This window comes from Cellulomonas persica (assembly GCF_007989825.1).
In the GTDB taxonomy this organism is placed as follows: domain Bacteria; phylum Actinomycetota; class Actinomycetes; order Actinomycetales; family Cellulomonadaceae; genus Cellulomonas; species Cellulomonas persica.
In genome coordinates, this window is the sequence record NZ_BJUA01000018.1 from 1 (window position 1) to 15,356 (window position 15,356).

A 15,356-nucleotide genomic window follows, 5' to 3' on the forward strand; every position below is an offset into this window, starting at 1 on the left:
GACGGAGTCGGGTCGCACCGGTTCCGGCGACGCGCCGGTGCCGGTCGCCGAGCTGGGGCGGGTGCACCTCGTCGGCGTCGGCGGTGCGGGGATGTCCGCGGTCGCGCTGCTGCTCGCCGCGCGCGGGCTCGAGGTGAGCGGCTCGGACGCCGCGGACGGGCCCGCGCTGCCCGGCCTGCGCGATGCGGGCGTCGCCGTGCACGTCGGCCACGACGCCGCCCTGGTCGAGGGCGTGGACACGCTCGTCGTCTCGTCCGCGGTGCGCGAGTCGAACGCCGAGCTCGCCGCCGCGCGCGCGGCCGGGGTGCGCGTCCTGCACCGGTCGCAGGCGCTCGCGTCGCTCATGGCGGACCGCGACGGCGTGGCGGTGGCGGGAGCGCACGGCAAGACGACGACGTCGGCGATGATCGCGACGGGGCTCCTGGCCGCGGGCGCGGACCCGTCCTTCGCGATCGGCGGCACCGTCCTGACGGCCGAGGGCTCGGTCGGCGGCGGGCGGCAGGGCACGGGCCGCGCGTTCGTCGCGGAGGCCGACGAGTCCGACGGCTCGTTCCTCGCGTACGGCCCGCTCGTCTCGGTGGTGACCAACGTCGAGCCGGACCACCTCGACCACTACGGCACGCGCGATGCGTTCGAGGCCGCGTTCGTGGCGTTCGCGGGCCGCATCCGGTCCGGCGGGCTGCTCGTGGCGTGCGTCGACGACGAGGGCGCGCGCCGGCTCGTCGAGCGTGTGCGGGACGACCTCGCGGGACGCGGCGTCGAGGTGCGCACGTACGGGCGCTCGGCCGAGGCCGACGTGCGCGTGGGTGAGCTCACCGCGTGCGACGGTGGCTGGACGTTCGAGGTCAGCACGGGCGAGGCGACCGCCGCGCCCACGACCGTCACGCTCGCGCTCCCGGGCGCGCACAACGCACTCAACGCCGCCGCCGCCTGGACGGTCCTCGTGCGCCTCGGCGTGCCCGGACCGGACGCGGCGGCCGCGCTCGGCAGCTTCCGGGGAACCGGTCGCCGCTTCGAGGACCGCGGCACCGCCGGCGGCGTGCGCGTGGTCGACGACTACGCGCACCACCCCACCGAGGTCGCCGCGCTCCTGCGTGCCGCGCGCAGCGTCGCCGGCGACGGGCGCGTGCTCGCGCTGTTCCAGCCGCACCTGTTCTCCCGGACGCGGACGTTCGCGCACGAGTTCGGCGCCGCGCTCGACCTCGCCGACGTCGTCGTCGTCACCGACGTGTACGCGGCGCGGGAGGACCCCGACCCGTCCGTGACGGGTGCGCTCGTCGTCGACCGCGTGCCGACGGCGGGCCGGGCGACGTTCGTCGCGGACCGGTTCGACGCCGCACGCGCGATCGCCGACGCCGCTCGCCCGGGCGACCTGCTGCTCACGGTCGGCGCCGGTGATGTCACGGCGCTCGCGCCCACGATCCTCGAGCGGCTCGCCGCTCGCGCCGGCGACGGGGGACCGGCGCAGTGAGCCCGTCGCGTCCGCCGCGGCCGCCGGCGCCCCGACCTCCCGCGCGTCCCCGCTCGGCGGCGCGCGGCGGCGGGGTGCGCCCGGTGGCCGGGGCGGACGGCGCGGGCGTCGAGCCCGAGGTCCCGGCGGCGAGGCGGCCGCGGACGGCCTCGTCGCGTCCCGTGGTCCCCCGCAGCGACGAACGCGCGGACGAGACCCCGCGGGGTGGCGGCGACCCGCCGGGGGCGGCGACGCCCCCGGGCGTCCGCACGCCGGCGAGCGCCGGCACGTCCGCCGGCGCCCGTACCCCCGCCAGCGCAGGTTCGGCCGCCAGCGCGAGCAGCCCTGCCAGCGCGAGATCGGCCGCGAGCCCCCGCACGCCGGCCAGCGCCGGGACGCCCGCCACCGCAGCGACCCCGGTGCTGCGACCCGTGCCGCCTCCGCCCGCGGTCTCGATCCGTGTTCCACCGGTGGTGTCGACCACGTCGGCCGCCCGGTTCGCCGAACGCGCCAAGGTGCGCCGGACGATCGCGCGGCGTCAGGCGATCTCGCTCGTCTCGGCGGGCCTGGCGGTGGTGGCGGTGGCCTGGGTGCTGCTGTGGTCGCCCGTGCTCGCGCTCGACCCCGACGAGCTCGCGATCGAGATCCAGGGCGCCGGCTCGGTCGTCGCGAGCGACCAGGTCCGTGAGGTCGTCGCGGAGCGCGACGGCACGCCGCTGCCGCGGCTCGACACCGGGGGGATCCGTCAGGACGTCCTCGACGTGCCGGGTGTCCGTGAGGCGTCGGTCTCGCGCGACTGGCCGCACGGGCTGACGGTCACGATCGTCGCGCGTGAGCCCGTCGCCGCCGTTCCCGCGCAGGGCCGCTCGGGGTACACGCTGCTCGACGAGGAGGGCGTGCAGGTCGGCCACGTGCGCAAGGCGCCCGGGGAGCTGCCGGTCGTGGACGTGCCCGCGGGCCAGAAGCGCACGCTGCGCGCGGTGCTCGAGGTCGTGCACGAGCTGCCGGCCGAGCTCTCGGCCCAGGTCGCCTCGATCTCGGCGCGCACGCAGGACACGGTGTCGATGGAGCTGCGCGGGGGACTGCGCGTGGACTGGGGGAGCTCGTCGGACACGACGCTCAAGATCGCGGTCCTGACGACGCTGCTCGGCTCGGACGCCGTGAAGGGCGCGACGGTCGTCGACGTCTCGGCGCCGCGCATGCCCATCATCAAGTGACGCCGCGTGACGGGTGTGGGGAATCCGTGGCCCGACACGCGCGCGCGGTCGTTGATCCGCGCGGGGACGCGACCTAGCGTCACGCCCTGACAGCACACCTGACATAACTATAACCCTCAAGTTGAGGGTGAAGGTTTGAGCTCGTCCTCGCGGCGTGTCGCGGGGCGGACGTCGGACCGCAGGGGGACCGGGGCGCGACCACCGGGACCCGGCGGAGCGACACACGCCGGGCCCGCGCCCGACAGGCTCGCACGATCGGCACGAACGAGAGGCACCCACCGTGGCAGCTCCGCAGAACTACCTGGCGGTCATCAAGGTCGTCGGCATCGGCGGCGGCGGCGTCAACGCCGTGAACCGCATGATCGAGGTCGGCCTCAAGGGTGTCGAGTTCATCGCCGTCAACACCGACGCGCAGGCCCTGCTCATGTCCGACGCCGACGTCAAGCTCGACGTCGGCCGCGAGCTCACGCGCGGTCTCGGCGCGGGTGCCGACCCCGAGGTCGGCAAGAAGGCGGCCGAGGACCACGCCGAGGAGATCGAGGACGTCCTGCGGGGCGCCGACATGGTCTTCGTCACCGCGGGCGAGGGCGGCGGCACGGGCACCGGCGGGGCGCCCGTCGTGGCGCGCATCGCGCGCTCGCTCGGCGCGCTGACGATCGGTGTCGTCACCCGGCCGTTCACGTTCGAGGGTCGCCGCCGTTCCGTGCAGGCAGACGCGGGCATCGACGCGCTGCGTGCCGAGGTCGACACGCTGATCGTCATCCCCAACGACCGCCTGCTGCAGATCTCGGACCGCTCGGTCTCGGTGCTCGACGCGTTCCACTCGGCGGACCAGGTGCTGCTGTCCGGCGTCCAGGGCATCACGGACCTCATCACGACGCCGGGCCTGATCAACCTCGACTTCGCGGACGTGAAGTCCGTCATGCAGGGCGCCGGCTCGGCGCTCATGGGCATCGGCTTCGCGCGCGGCGACGACCGTGCGGTGCAGGCTGCGGAGATGGCGATCAGCTCGCCGCTCCTCGAGGCCAGCATCGACGGCGCGCACGGCGTCCTGCTGTCGATCCAGGGTGGCTCGGACCTCGGGCTCTTCGAGATCAACGAGGCGGCCCGCCTGGTGCAGGAGGCCGCGCACTCCGAGGCCAACATCATCTTCGGTGCGGTCATCGACGACGCGCTGGGCGACGAGGTGCGCGTGACCGTGATCGCCGCGGGCTTCGACGGCGGCTCGCCGACGGTCCGCCGTGACGCGCGTGCGCTCGGACAGGTCAGCGGGCAGGCGCCGCGTCAGGTCCCGCACGTCCCGGCTCCGCGCCCGGACGCGTCCGAGCCGGTGCCCGCGTTCGTGCCGTCCGCGGCCCCGGCACCCGCCCCGGCCGTGACGGCTGCGGTCCCCGAGGTCCCGGCGTTCCTGTCGACGCAGGCCGAGCCGACGCCCGTGACGGGCGCGCTCGAGGTGCCGCGCATCTTCACCGAGGGCGAGCCGCGTCGCGAGCGTGAGCGCGAGGAGCTCGACGTCCCCGACTTCCTCAAGTGACGTCCCGCACCGGGGCCGAGATCCAGCTCGACGAGGTCGATCTCGGCCCCGGCGTCGTCGCGGGCTTCACGGACCGGCGTGGCGGCGTGAGCGCGATCCCGTACGCGTCGCTGAACCTCGGCGCGCACGTCGGGGACGACCCCCGCGCGGTGGCGACGAACCGCGACCGCCTCGCGACGCACCTGGCGGTGCGGGTGGCGTTCGCCGACCAGGTGCACGGCACGCACGTGGTCGAGGTCGCCGGCGCGGACGCGCTGCCCGACGACGTGCTCGCACCGGTCGGCACGGGCGACGCGCTCGTCACGAGCGCGGACGACGTCGCGCTCGGCGTGCTCGTCGCGGACTGCGTGCCGGTCCTGCTCGCCGACCCCGAGGCGCGTGTGGTCGCCGTCGCGCACGCGGGCCGGCGGGGACTGCTCGACGGGGTCGTCCAGGCGGCGCTCGACGCGATGGTCGCGCGCGGGGCCGTCGCCGGGCGCGTGCGGGCCGCGATCGGCCCCGCGGTCGCGGGTGCGTCGTACGAGGTCCCCACCGCGCTGCGGGACGAGGTCGCGGCGGTCGTGCCGGCCACGGCTGCGACGACGGCGTGGGGGACCCCCGCGCTCGACCTGCCTGCGGGTGTCGAGGCCGTGCTGCGCTCGGCCGGCGTGTCGCACGTCGTCCGCTCCGTACGCGACACGCGTGACGAGGAGGACCTGTTCTCGTACCGACGCGAGCAGCGCACGGGACGCTTCGCGGGCGTCGTGCGCCTGGTCTGACCGGACCCCGACGGCAACCGGCGGCCGCGGCGGCTGTGCAGATCCACTCTTGACACGGCGTCGAAACGGCGTGTCGCGCCGAGAGGGATCCGAACCGCGTTGCTAGCGTGACCAGCGGATAAGACGGGCCTGCGACACCAGGCCGCAGTGACGGGCTGCGGCGTCGCAGGTTCGACGAGCTGGTCCGGACGACGTCCGGGGGAGGAGCGGGGCCATGGCCGGAGCGCTGCGCAAGACGATGCTGTACCTGGGCCTGGCCGACGAGCACGCCGAGAACGGCGAGTACCTCGACGAGTACGAGGGGACGGACGCGGCCATGGAGCACGAGGAGCACGAGGCGCAGGTCACGCCGTTCCGGCCGACGCGCGTCGCCGCCGTCGAGCAGCCCGCGCCGGCAGGCGAGCTGCGGCGCATCACCACGATCCACCCGCGCTCGTACAACGACGCGCGCCGGATCGGTGAGGCGTTCCGTGAGGGCACGCCGGTGATCATGAACCTCACCGACATGGACGACGCCGACGCCAAGCGCCTCGTCGACTTCTCGGCGGGCCTGATCTTCGGGCTGCACGGGGCGATCGAGCGCGTCACGAACAAGGTGTTCCTGCTGTCGCCCGCGCACGTCGAGGTCTCGGGCGGGGAGACGCCGAGCGCCGGCGGCAGCCGCCCGGGCTTCTACAACCAGAGCTGACGCGTGGCTCTCGTCCTGCAGCTGCTGACGTTCGTCGTCTTCGTCTTCTTCCTGTTCCTGCTCACGCGCCTGGTCCTCGACTGGGTCATGTTCTTCGCGCGCGAGTGGCGCCCGCGCGGCGTCGTGCTCGTCGTCGCGGAGGCCACGTACACCGTGACCGACCCGCCGTTGCGCGCCCTGCGTCGCGTGCTGCCACCGCTCGCGATCGGTCCCGTGCGGCTGGACCTGGCTTTCCTGCTGCTCTTCTTCGCGTGCACGTTCCTGCTGTCCGTGCTGCCGAGCATCGCGGCCCGGCTCTAGGTTGCGTCCGCGCGCGTGACGGCTGCCGTCGCCGCCGGGCGTTGTCCGCTACGGTGGCCGAGGTGGGCGCGTGAGAGCCGACCACTGCAACACCTACCCCGCACTACCCGAACGAGGTGACGACGATGGCACTGCTGACCGCAGACGACGTCCTGAACAAGAAGTTCCAGGCGACGAAGTTCCGTGAGGGCTACGACCAGGACGAGGTCGACGACTTCCTCGACGAGGTCGTCAACACGCTTCGCGACCTCCAGGGTGAGAACGAGGACCTCAAGACCAAGCTCGCGGCCGCCGAGCGGCGCATCGCCGAGCTGAGCCGCGCCGGTGCGCAGCAGTCCGTCGCCGCGCCTGTCGCGCCGCCCAAGCCCGAGCCGGTGCCCGAGCCCGTCGTGGCCGCCCCCGCGCCCGTCGCGCCCGCCGTGTCCGCGGCGCCCGCCCGCACGAGCGAGCCGGAGTCGGCGACCGGCATGCTGCAGCTCGCGCAGAAGCTGCACGACGACTACGTGCGCAGCGGCCAGGAGGAGTCGGAGCGGCTCGTCGGCGAGGCCAAGGCGCAGGCGAACCGGATCGTCCGCGAGGCGGAGGAGACGTCGCAGCGCACGCTCGGCCAGCTCGAGCAGGAGCGGTCGCTCCTCGAGCGCAAGATCGACGAGCTGCGCGTGTTCGAGCGCGACTACCGCACGCGCCTCAAGAGCTACCTCGAGAACCTGCTCGGCGACCTCGACAACCGCGGCAACGCCCTGCCGCCGCGTTCGTCGCAGGCCCAGCCGGTCGGCGAGGGGCACAACCTGTAGGTCACCTGATCGCATCCGCCCGCGACACGCGGGCGACCCGCTGGCACGAGCGGGCGGCAGCCGGGGTACTGCCGCCGTTCACGCTGGTCAGCGCCACGGCACGCCGGGTTTTCACCCGGCGTGTCGTGTTGTGCGTGACCGTATGCACGTCTACAGTCACGTGACTTCACAGACAGGGGGGCCGACCGTGGCACACGACTCGCTCAGCACCACCGTCGTCGTTCCCGACGACGCGAAGGAGCTCGCGCGCCTCGCGAAGCTCTTCCCGGTCCGCGACGGCGAGACGGCCTGGACGGCCCGCGAGGTGCGGGACGTCGCCGACGAGCTCGCGGCGGACGTCGACCGCCTGTCGCAGGAGCTGGCCTCTGCCGACGCCGAGCTGTCCGACCTCCTGCGCAACTCGGGGGACGGCGCGGGCGACGACCAGGCCGACTCGGGCTCGTCCGCGCTCGAGCGCGAGCAGGAGCTCACGCTCGTGAACAACACGCGCGACATGCTCGGCCAGACGCAGCACGCGCTCGCGCGGATCAGCGCCGGCACGTTCGCGACCTGCGAGTCGTGCGGCAAGGCGATCGGGAAGGCGCGTCTGCAGGCGTTCCCGCGCGCGACGCTGTGCGTGGAGTGCAAGCAGCGCGAGGAGCGTCGCTGACGAGCCTCGGCGTCTCGTCGCGAACGCGCCCGTAGACTCCTGCGGTGCCTTCCTACCTCCCCGACGGGGACCCGACGCTCGACGTCGCAGCAGCCGCGCCCGACGAGCTGACGTCGCAGGAGCGCCGTCGTCGGCGGCTCGTCGGGCTGCTCGTCGTGATCGCGGCCGGTGTCCTGGCGGTCGACCAGCTCAGCAAGGCCTGGGCGATCGCGACGCTGGACGGCGCGCGCCGCGAGCTCGTGGGCGACCTCCTCGGGCTGCAGCTCGTCTTCAACCCCGGTGCGGCGCTGTCGATCGCCACGGGCATGACGTGGGTGCTCACGCTCGTGGCCGCCGCGGTCGTCGTGGTGCTCGTGCGGGTCGCGCGACGTCTCGGGTCCACGATGTGGGCGGTCGCGCTCGGGCTGCTGCTGGGCGGCGCGCTCGGCAACCTCGTCGACCGGCTCGTCCGGGAGCCTGGCTTCCCGAGCGGGCACGTCATCGACTTCATCGCGTACCTCGACTGGTTCGTGGGCAACGTCGCCGACATCGCGATCGTGGTCGCCGCGGGGCTCGTCGTGCTGCTCGTCGCGCGGGGCATCGGGGTGGACGGCACGCGCGAACGTGACCGCGCCGTGCCTCCCGTCGAGGACGGGGGCGCCCGTGGCTGACGTGCGCAGCCTGCCCGTGCCGGACGGCCTCGCGGGCGAGCGCGTGGACGCCGGCCTGTCGCGGCTCCTGGGGCTGTCGCGCACGCGCGCCGCGGAGATCGCCGAGGCGGGCGGCGTGCTCGTCGACGGCCGCAGCGTGGGCAAGTCCGACCGGCTCCCGGCCGGCGCGTGGCTCGAGGTCGAGATCCCGTCGGCCGCGCCCGCCCCGGTCGAGGTCGTGCCCGAACCCGTGCCCGGCATGGGCATCGTGTACGACGACGACGACGTGGTCGTGGTCGACAAGCCGGTGGGCGTCGCGGCGCACCCGTCGCCGGGCTGGACGGGTCCGACGGTCGTCGGCGCGCTGGCCGCGGCGGGCTACCGCATCTCGACGTCGGGGGCCGCCGAGCGCCAGGGTGTGGTGCACCGGCTCGACGTGGGCACGAGCGGGCTCATGGTCGTCGCGAAGAGCGAGCACGCCTACACGGTGCTCAAGCGCGCGTTCAAGGAGCGCACGGTCGAGAAGGTCTACCACGCGCTCGTGCAGGGCCACCCGGAGCCGACCACGGGCACGATCGACGCGCCGATCGGGCGCCACCCGAGCCACGACTGGAAGTTCGCGGTCACCGCGAGCGGCAAGCCGTCGGTCACGCACTACGAGCTGCTCGAGGCGTTCCCCGCAGCGTCGCTCGTCGAGGTGCATCTCGAGACGGGCCGCACGCACCAGATCCGCGTGCACTTCTCGGCGCTGCGGCACCCGTGCGTGGGGGACCTCACGTACGGCGCCGACCCCGCGCTCGCGCAGCGCGTGGGGCTCGAGCGGCAGTGGCTGCACGCCGTCCGCCTGGGCTTCGAGCACCCCGGGACGCGTGAGTGGCTCGAGGTCGAGAGCCGGTACCCCGACGACCTGCAGCACGCGCTCGACGTGATCTCCGCCGGCTACCGCTGAGTCTGGCCGGGGGTGTCCCCGGCGCCGCCTAGACTCGCTCCGTGGCAGCCGGAGCAGCAGTGCAGGACCCTTCTTTCGTCCACCTCCACGTGCACACCGAGTACTCGATGCTCGACGGTGCCGCTCGGCTGCCGCAGCTGTTCAAGGAGGTCGAGCGGCTCGGCCAGACCGCGATCGCGACGACCGACCACGGCTACCTGTTCGGCGCGTTCGACTTCTGGTCCAAGGCCACCGCGGCGGGGATCAAGCCGATCATCGGGGTCGAGGCGTACGTGACGCCCGGCACGAGCCGGTTCGACCAGACGCGCGTGCGGTTCGGGCAGCAGGGCCAGGAGAGCGACGACGTCTCCGCGCGCGGTTCGTACACCCACATGACGCTGCTGGCCCGCAACAACGAGGGCCTGCACAACCTCATGCGCGCGTCGTCGCTCGCGTCGCTCGACGGGCAGATGGGCAAGTGGCCGCGCATGGACCGCGACCTGCTCGAGCGCTACGGCAACGGACTGATCGCCACCACCGGCTGCCCGTCGGGCGAGGTCCAGGCGCGCCTGCGGCTCGGGCAGTGGGACGAGGCCGTGCGGGCCGCGGGCGAGCTGCAGGACATCTTCGGCAGGGACTACTTCTACGTCGAGCTGATGGACCACGGGCTCGACATCGAGACACGCGTGTTCAAGGACCTCCTGCGGCTCGCGGAGACGATCGGCGCGCCCCTGGTCGCGACGAACGACCTGCACTACGTGACCGAGGAGGACGCGTCCTCGCAGGAGGCGCTGCTCGCGATCAACTCGGGCTCGGCGCTCACGGAGCCGACGTACGAGCAGGGCGGTAACCGGTTCGCGTTCGAGGGGTCCGGCTACTACGTGAAGTCGGCGCAGGAGATGCGCCGCATCTGGGCCGAGCTGCCGGAGGCGTGCGACAACACGCTGCGCATCGCCGAGCAGTGCGAGGTCTCGTTCAACACCAAGGCGAACTACATGCCGAACTACCCCGTCCCGGCGGGGGAGGACGAGACCAGCTGGTTCGTCAAGGAGGTCGAGAAGGGGCTGCACGAGCGCTACCCCGGCGGCGTCCCGGACGACGTGCGCAAGCAGGCCGACTACGAGACCGGCGTCATCACGCAGATGGGCTTCCCGGGGTACTTCCTCGTCGTCGCCGACTTCATCAACTGGGCCAAGAACAACGGCATCCGCGTCGGTCCGGGCCGTGGCTCGGGTGCCGGCTCGATGGCCGCGTACGCGATGCGCATCACGGACCTCGACCCGCTGCGCCACGGCCTGATCTTCGAGCGCTTCCTCAACCCCGACCGCGTCTCGATGCCCGACTTCGACGTCGACTTCGACGAGCGTCGTCGCGGCGAGGTCATCAAGTACGTGACCGAGAAGTACGGCGAGGACCGCGTCGCGCAGATCGTCACGTACGGCACCATCAAGGCCAAGCAGGCCCTCAAGGACTCCTCACGCCTGCTGGGCTTCCCGTTCGCGATGGGTGAGAAGCTCACCAAGGCGATGCCGCCCGCGATCATGGGCAAGGACATCAGCCTGACGGGCATCTTCAGCCCCGACGACCCGCGCTACCACGAGGCCGAGGAGTTCCGTCAGGTCCACGCGGCCGACCCGGACGCGCAGCGTGTGGTCGAGCTCGCCAAGGGCATCGAGGGTCTGAAGCGTCAGTGGGGCGTGCACGCCGCCGGCGTCATCATGTCGAGCCACCCGCTGATCGACATCATCCCGATCATGCGCCGCCCGCAGGACGGCGCGGTCATCACGCAGTTCGACTACCCCACGTGTGAGGGCCTCGGCCTGATCAAGATGGACTTCCTGGGGCTGCGCAACCTCACGATCCTCGACGACGCGCTCGAGAACATCGTGATGAACGGCAAGCCCCCGCTGGTCCTGGAGGACCTCGAGCTCGACGACCTCGAGAGCTACCAGCTGCTGGCGCGCGGCGACACGCTCGGCGTCTTCCAGCTCGACGGCGGCCCGATGCGTTCGCTGCTGCGCCTCATGAAGCCGGACAACTTCGAGGACATCTCCGCCGTCCTCGCGCTGTACCGCCCCGGCCCGATGGGCGTGAACTCGCACACGAACTACGCGCTGCGCAAGAACGGCCAGCAGGAGATCACCCCGATCCACCCCGAGCTGGCCGAGCCGCTCGCGGAGATCCTCGGCTCGACCTACGGCCTGATCGTGTACCAGGAGCAGGTCATGGCGACGGCCCAGAAGGTCGCCGGCTTCACGCTCGGCCAGGCCGACGTGCTGCGCCGCGCCATGGGCAAGAAGAAGAAGTCCGAGCTCGACAAGCAGCAGGCGGACTTCTTCGGCGGCATGACCGAGCGCGGCTTCTCGAAGGACGCGCAGCAGGCGCTGTGGAACGTGCTCGAGTCGTTCGCGGACTACGCGTTCAACAAGGCGCACACCGCGGCGTACGGGCTCGTCTCGTACTGGACCGCGTACCTCAAGGCGCACTACCCGGCCGAGTACATGGCGGCGCTGCTGACGAGCGTGCGCGACGACAAGGACAAGTCGGCGCTGTACCTCAACGAGTGCCGGCGCATGGGCATCACGGTGCTGCCGCCGGACGTGAACTCGTCGGCCGCCAACTTCACCGCCGTCGGCGTCGACATCCGGTTCGGCCTGACGGCGATCCGCAACGTCGGGGCGAACGTCGTCGACGCGATCGTGCGCACGCGCGAGGAGAAGGGCGCGTACACGTCGTTCACCGACTTCCTCGACAAGGTCCCGGCGGTCGTGTGCAACAAGCGGACCATCGAGTCGCTCATCAAGGCGGGCGCGTTCGACTCGCTCGGGCACCCGCGCAAGGCCCTGCTGCTGATCCACGAGCAGGCGGTCGACGCGGTCATCGGCGTCAAGCGCAAGGAGGCCGAGGGGCAGTTCGACCTGTTCGCCGACGTGTTCGGCGAGCAGGACGAGGTCGGCTTCCAGGTGGCGATCCCGGACCTGCCCGACTGGGACAAGAAGCAGCGCCTCGCGTTCGAGCGCGAGATGCTCGGCCTCTACGTCTCGGACCACCCGCTGTCGGGTCTCGAGCACGTGCTCGCGCAGGCGGCGGACGTCTCGATCGCGACGCTCAACGCCGACGAGCTGCGACCGGACGGCTCGACCGTCGTCGTCGCGGGGCTCATCACGAGCCTGCAGCGCAAGATGTCCAAGCAGGGCAACGCGTGGGCCGCGGTCACGCTCGAGGACCTCGAGGGCTCGGTCGAGGTCATGTTCTTCGGCGAGACCTACGTGGCGTACTCGACCGTGCTGGCCGAGGACGCGGTCGTCGTGATCAAGGGTCGCGTGCGGCGGCGCGACGAGACGATGCAGCTGCAGGCGATGGAGGTCACGCTGCCCGACGTCAACGTCGCGGCGGACGCGCCCGTCGTCGTGACGCTGCCCGTCGCGCGGTGCACGGCACCCGTCGTCGAGAGGCTCAAGGAGGTGCTCAGCACCCACCCGGGGATCACCGAGGTGCACCTGCGCCTCACGCAGCCCGGGCGTGCGACCGTCATGCGGCTCGACGACGGCCTGCGGGTGACGCGCAACCCGTCGCTGTTCGGCGACCTCAAGGCCCTGCTCGGCCCGGGCTGCCTGGCGGGCTGACGCGACGCGTGCGGGGCGTCCCGGACCGTGCGCTGCGGCTAGAGCTCGACGGTGGCGCGCTGGACGCCGCCGGGGAGGTCGACCTCGACCACGTCGCCGGGGCGCAGCTGGCGACCTCGGCGCGTCTCGGGCTCGCCGTTGACGGTGACGGCGCCGTCGTCGAGCAGCGCGCGGGCGTGCCCGCCGGACTCGGCGAGGCTCACGAGCTTGAGGAACTGGCCGAGACGGATCGGCGCGTCGGGGTGGCTCACGGCACCAGTGTGCGGCACGGCCGGCCGCTGCCGTATCTAACCCTTGCGTTATTTAACAGACTGCGCAAATATGGCGGCCATGCACCCGATGGACGCGCTCGGTGACCCGGTCCGCCGGCGGCTGGTCGAGCTCGTCGGCGCGGGCGAGCGGCCCGCGGGCGATCTCGCGGCGGCCGTCGGCGCGGAGTTCGGCATCAGCCAGCCCGCGGTGTCCCGGCACCTGCGAGTCCTGCGCGAGGCGGGGCTGGTCGAGTCCCGCCCCCAGGGCACGGTGCGCCTGTACGCCCTGCGCCCGCAGGCCGTGGACGAGGTGGGGCGCTGGGCCGACGAGGTCGTGCGGGCCTGGCGGCCGCGCCTCGACGCGCTGGCGACGGAGGTCGCGCGAGGTCGCCGTGCGGCGCGTGCCGGCCACGACGCGGGCGCGGCACGGACTGCCGGCCCCGGGTCCCAGCACAGCCGGTCCCAGCAGCGCAGCCCGTCCTAGTCCCGCACGTCCCAGCACGGCACCGCACGAGGAGGACGCATGAGCACGCACACGCCCGGCAGCACCCCGACACCCGCAGGAGTGCTCGGCCCGGACGGGACCGTGGAGGTCGACGCCGACGGCGCCCGGGTCGAGTTCCGCCGCCGCTACGCGACGACTCCCGACGACCTGTGGTCGGCGGTGACAGATCCCGAGCGGGCCCGCCGGTGGCTCGGCGCGCTGCACGGTGACCTGAGGGCCGGCGGGTCCTACGAGCTGCGCATGGGGGAGGACCGGCCCGACGCGGACGACGTCGCTCGCGGCGACGTGCGCACGTGCGCCCCGCCGCACCTCCTGGAGCTCACGTGGTCGTTCCCGGGCGAGCGGACGTCGCACGTGCGCGTGCATATCGAGGCCGACGACGACGGGGCCTTGCTCACGCTCGTCCACACCGGCCTGGAGCCGTCGGCTGCGCGCGGGTACGGCGGCGGCTGGCACGTGGTGCTCGACCAGCTCGACGACCACTGCGCGGACCGTCCGGTGCGGCCGTGGGACGCGCTGTACGACCAGCGCTCAGCCCGCTACCGCGCCTGACCGCGGCCCCGTCCGCACCCCGACCCGGCCCCGGCCGGACCCCCACCGGGCCCGACCGGGCGCCCGAGCGCCGGGCCCTGATCGCACACCGGACGGCCCGGCCGCCGCTCGGTGCGCGGCCTAGACTCGACGTCGTGATCTCCCGCATCGACCTGCGCGGTCGCCGTCTGTCACGTCGTGAGCTCCTCGCGGAGCTGCCCCGGGCCGAGCTCGACGTCGAGCACGCCGCGGCCGCCGTCGCCCCGATCATCGCCGACGTCCGCGACCGCGGGGCCGCGGCGCTGCGCGACCTGGCCGAGCGGTTCGACGGCGTGCGCCCAGAGCACCTGCGCGTGCCGGCCGACGTCGTCCAGGCGTCCGTCGACGTGCTCGACCCGCAGGTGCGGGCCGCACTGTCCGAGACGATCACCCGCGTCCGGACGGTGCACGCCGCGCAGCGCCCGCAGGACTTCACGGTCGACGTCGCGCCGGGCGCCCAGGTGCGCCAGCGCTGGCTGCCCGTGCGCCGCGTCGGGCTGTACGTGCCGGGCGGGCTGGCGGTCTACCCGTCGTCGGTCGTCATGAACGTCGTGGCGGCGCAGGAGGCCGGTGTCGGGTCGCTCGCGGTGGTGTCGCCGCCGCAGAGGGACCGCGACGGCCTGCCGGACCCGGTCGTGCTCGCCACGTGCGCGCTGCTGGGCGTCGACGAGGTGTATGCCGTCGGCGGTGCGCAGGCGATCGCCATGCTGGCCTACGGCGCGGACGGCCAGACCGAGGCCGACGGCGCCGTGCTGTGCGAGCCGGTCGACGTCGTGACCGGGCCCGGGAACGTGTACGTCGCGGCCGCCAAGCGGGTGGTGCGCGGCGTGGTCGGCATCGACGCGGAGGCCGGTCCCACCGAGATCGCGATCCTCGCGGACGGGAACGCCGACCCGGTGCACGTCGCGGCGGACCTCATCAGCCAGGCGGAGCACGACCCGCTGGCCGCGTCCGTGCTCGTCACGCCGAGCGTGGAGCTCGCGGGCGCGGTCGAGTCCAAGCTCGTCGACCTCGTCGAGTCGACGTTCCACCGGGGGCGTGTCGCCACCGCGCTGGGCGGCACGCAGTCCGCCGTGGTGCTGGTCGACGACCTCGAGGCGGGCCTCGAGGTGGTCAACGCCTACGGCGCCGAGCACCTCGAGATCCAGACGGAGAACGCCGCGGCGGTCGCGGAGCGCGTCACGAGCGCCGGGGCGATCTTCGTCGGCTCGTTCTCACCCGTGTCGCTCGGCGACTACATGGCGGGCTCGAACCACGTCCTGCCGACCGGTGGCTGCGCGCACTTCACGAGCGGGCTGGGCGTGCACTCCTTCGTCCGCGCGGTGCAGGTCATCGAGTACGACGCCGACGCGCTCGGTGTCGTCGCGGACCGGATCGTCGCGTTCGCGAACGCCGAGGGTCTGCCCGCGCACGGCGACGCGGTGCGGGCGCGGTTCTGAGCGCGCGCCCGTGGACGA

General features: G+C 73.3%; 15 protein-coding genes. 14 read left to right on the top strand and 1 reads right to left on the bottom strand.

Translation table 11 applies throughout. The features are described 5' to 3' along the window. The first annotated feature begins 61 nt into the window (after positions 1–61). The 11 genes from murC (at position 62) to dnaE (ending at position 12,573) form a co-directional block, all read left to right on the top strand. Positions 62–1,471, top strand: coding sequence for a UDP-N-acetylmuramate--L-alanine ligase (gene murC / locus CPE01_RS14330; protein ID WP_307723715.1), 1,410 nt, complete (start codon positions 62–64; stop codon positions 1,469–1,471). Positions 1,472–1,923: 452 nt separating this feature from the next. Next, the gene (locus CPE01_RS14335) at positions 1,924–2,667 is read left to right on the top strand and encodes a cell division protein FtsQ/DivIB (protein WP_246783964.1); all 744 of its coding nucleotides are present in this window, start codon (positions 1,924–1,926) and stop codon (positions 2,665–2,667) included. 280 nt (positions 2,668–2,947) lie between these two features. After that, positions 2,948–4,201: a cell division protein FtsZ gene (gene ftsZ, locus CPE01_RS14340; RefSeq protein WP_146807500.1), complete on the top strand. Its 1,254-nt coding sequence runs from the start codon at positions 2,948–2,950 to the stop codon at positions 4,199–4,201. Beyond that, positions 4,198–4,959, top strand: a complete 762-nt coding sequence (gene pgeF / locus CPE01_RS14345; protein ID WP_246783965.1) for a peptidoglycan editing factor PgeF — start codon at positions 4,198–4,200, stop codon at positions 4,957–4,959. Before ftsZ ends, pgeF begins: the two co-directional genes overlap by 4 nt. 214 nt (positions 4,960–5,173) lie before the next feature. Further along, the gene (locus CPE01_RS14350) at positions 5,174–5,647 is read left to right on the top strand and encodes a cell division protein SepF (protein ID WP_146807501.1); all 474 of its coding nucleotides are present in this window, start codon (positions 5,174–5,176) and stop codon (positions 5,645–5,647) included. Between the two features lie 3 nt (positions 5,648–5,650). Beyond that, the gene (locus tag CPE01_RS14355; RefSeq protein WP_146807502.1) at positions 5,651–5,947 is read left to right on the top strand and encodes a YggT family protein; all 297 of its coding nucleotides are present in this window, start codon (positions 5,651–5,653) and stop codon (positions 5,945–5,947) included. 125 nt (positions 5,948–6,072) lie between these two features. Next, positions 6,073–6,741: a DivIVA domain-containing protein gene (locus CPE01_RS14360; protein WP_146807503.1), complete on the top strand. Its 669-nt coding sequence runs from the start codon at positions 6,073–6,075 to the stop codon at positions 6,739–6,741. 187 nt (positions 6,742–6,928) lie between these two features. After that, positions 6,929–7,390: a TraR/DksA family transcriptional regulator gene (locus CPE01_RS14365; RefSeq protein ID WP_246783966.1), complete on the top strand. Its 462-nt coding sequence runs from the start codon at positions 6,929–6,931 to the stop codon at positions 7,388–7,390. A 44-nt stretch (positions 7,391–7,434) separates the two neighbouring features. Then, complete coding sequence (locus CPE01_RS14370) at positions 7,435–8,040, top strand: signal peptidase II (RefSeq protein ID WP_146807505.1); 606 nt, start codon at positions 7,435–7,437, stop codon at positions 8,038–8,040. Then, positions 8,033–8,968 carry an RluA family pseudouridine synthase gene (locus CPE01_RS14375; RefSeq protein WP_186811559.1) on the top strand — a complete coding sequence of 312 codons (936 nt, stop codon included), beginning with the start codon at positions 8,033–8,035 and terminating at the stop codon, positions 8,966–8,968. The genes CPE01_RS14370 and CPE01_RS14375 overlap by 8 nt, the downstream gene beginning before the upstream one ends. Positions 8,969–9,009: 41 nt before the next feature. Then, a complete protein-coding gene (dnaE, locus tag CPE01_RS14380; protein ID WP_146807507.1) occupies positions 9,010–12,573 on the top strand; it encodes a DNA polymerase III subunit alpha in 3,564 nt (1,187 codons plus the stop codon). Between the two features lie 38 nt (positions 12,574–12,611). Here the strand turns inward: dnaE and CPE01_RS14385 are convergent, their stop codons facing one another. Continuing rightward, positions 12,612–12,824, bottom strand: coding sequence for an RNA-binding S4 domain-containing protein (locus tag CPE01_RS14385; RefSeq protein WP_246783967.1), 213 nt, complete (start codon positions 12,822–12,824; stop codon positions 12,612–12,614). Positions 12,825–12,894: 70 nt separating this feature from the next. On the opposite strand from CPE01_RS14385, the gene CPE01_RS14390 reads away from it, so the two are divergent. The 3 genes from CPE01_RS14390 to hisD all read left to right on the top strand — a co-directional run bounded on the left by CPE01_RS14390 (position 12,895) and on the right by hisD (position 15,338). Next, on the top strand, positions 12,895–13,308 hold the full coding sequence (locus CPE01_RS14390) for an ArsR/SmtB family transcription factor (RefSeq protein ID WP_307723714.1): 414 nt from the start codon (positions 12,895–12,897) through the stop codon (positions 13,306–13,308). 39 nt (positions 13,309–13,347) lie between these two features. Continuing rightward, positions 13,348–13,881 (top strand): SRPBCC family protein, encoded by a 534-nt coding sequence (locus tag CPE01_RS14395; protein WP_146807509.1) that lies wholly within the window; start codon positions 13,348–13,350, stop codon positions 13,879–13,881. Between the two features lie 134 nt (positions 13,882–14,015). Continuing rightward, positions 14,016–15,338 (top strand): histidinol dehydrogenase, encoded by a 1,323-nt coding sequence (gene hisD / locus CPE01_RS14400; RefSeq protein WP_146807510.1) that lies wholly within the window; start codon positions 14,016–14,018, stop codon positions 15,336–15,338. Positions 15,339–15,356 lie beyond the last annotated feature (18 nt).

What these genes read in the sequence shown, in the direction of transcription:
- CPE01_RS14350 (WP_146807501.1), top strand. Translation starts at nt 5,174, where the DNA reads ATGGCCGGAGCGCTGCGCAAGACGATGCTGTACCTGGGCCTGGCCGAC.
- CPE01_RS14360 (WP_146807503.1), top strand. Translation starts at nt 6,073, where the DNA reads ATGGCACTGCTGACCGCAGACGACGTCCTGAACAAGAAGTTCCAGGCG.
- CPE01_RS14390 (WP_307723714.1), top strand. Translation starts at nt 12,895, where the DNA reads ATGGCGGCCATGCACCCGATGGACGCGCTCGGTGACCCGGTCCGCCGG.
- CPE01_RS14395 (WP_146807509.1), top strand. Translation starts at nt 13,348, where the DNA reads ATGAGCACGCACACGCCCGGCAGCACCCCGACACCCGCAGGAGTGCTC.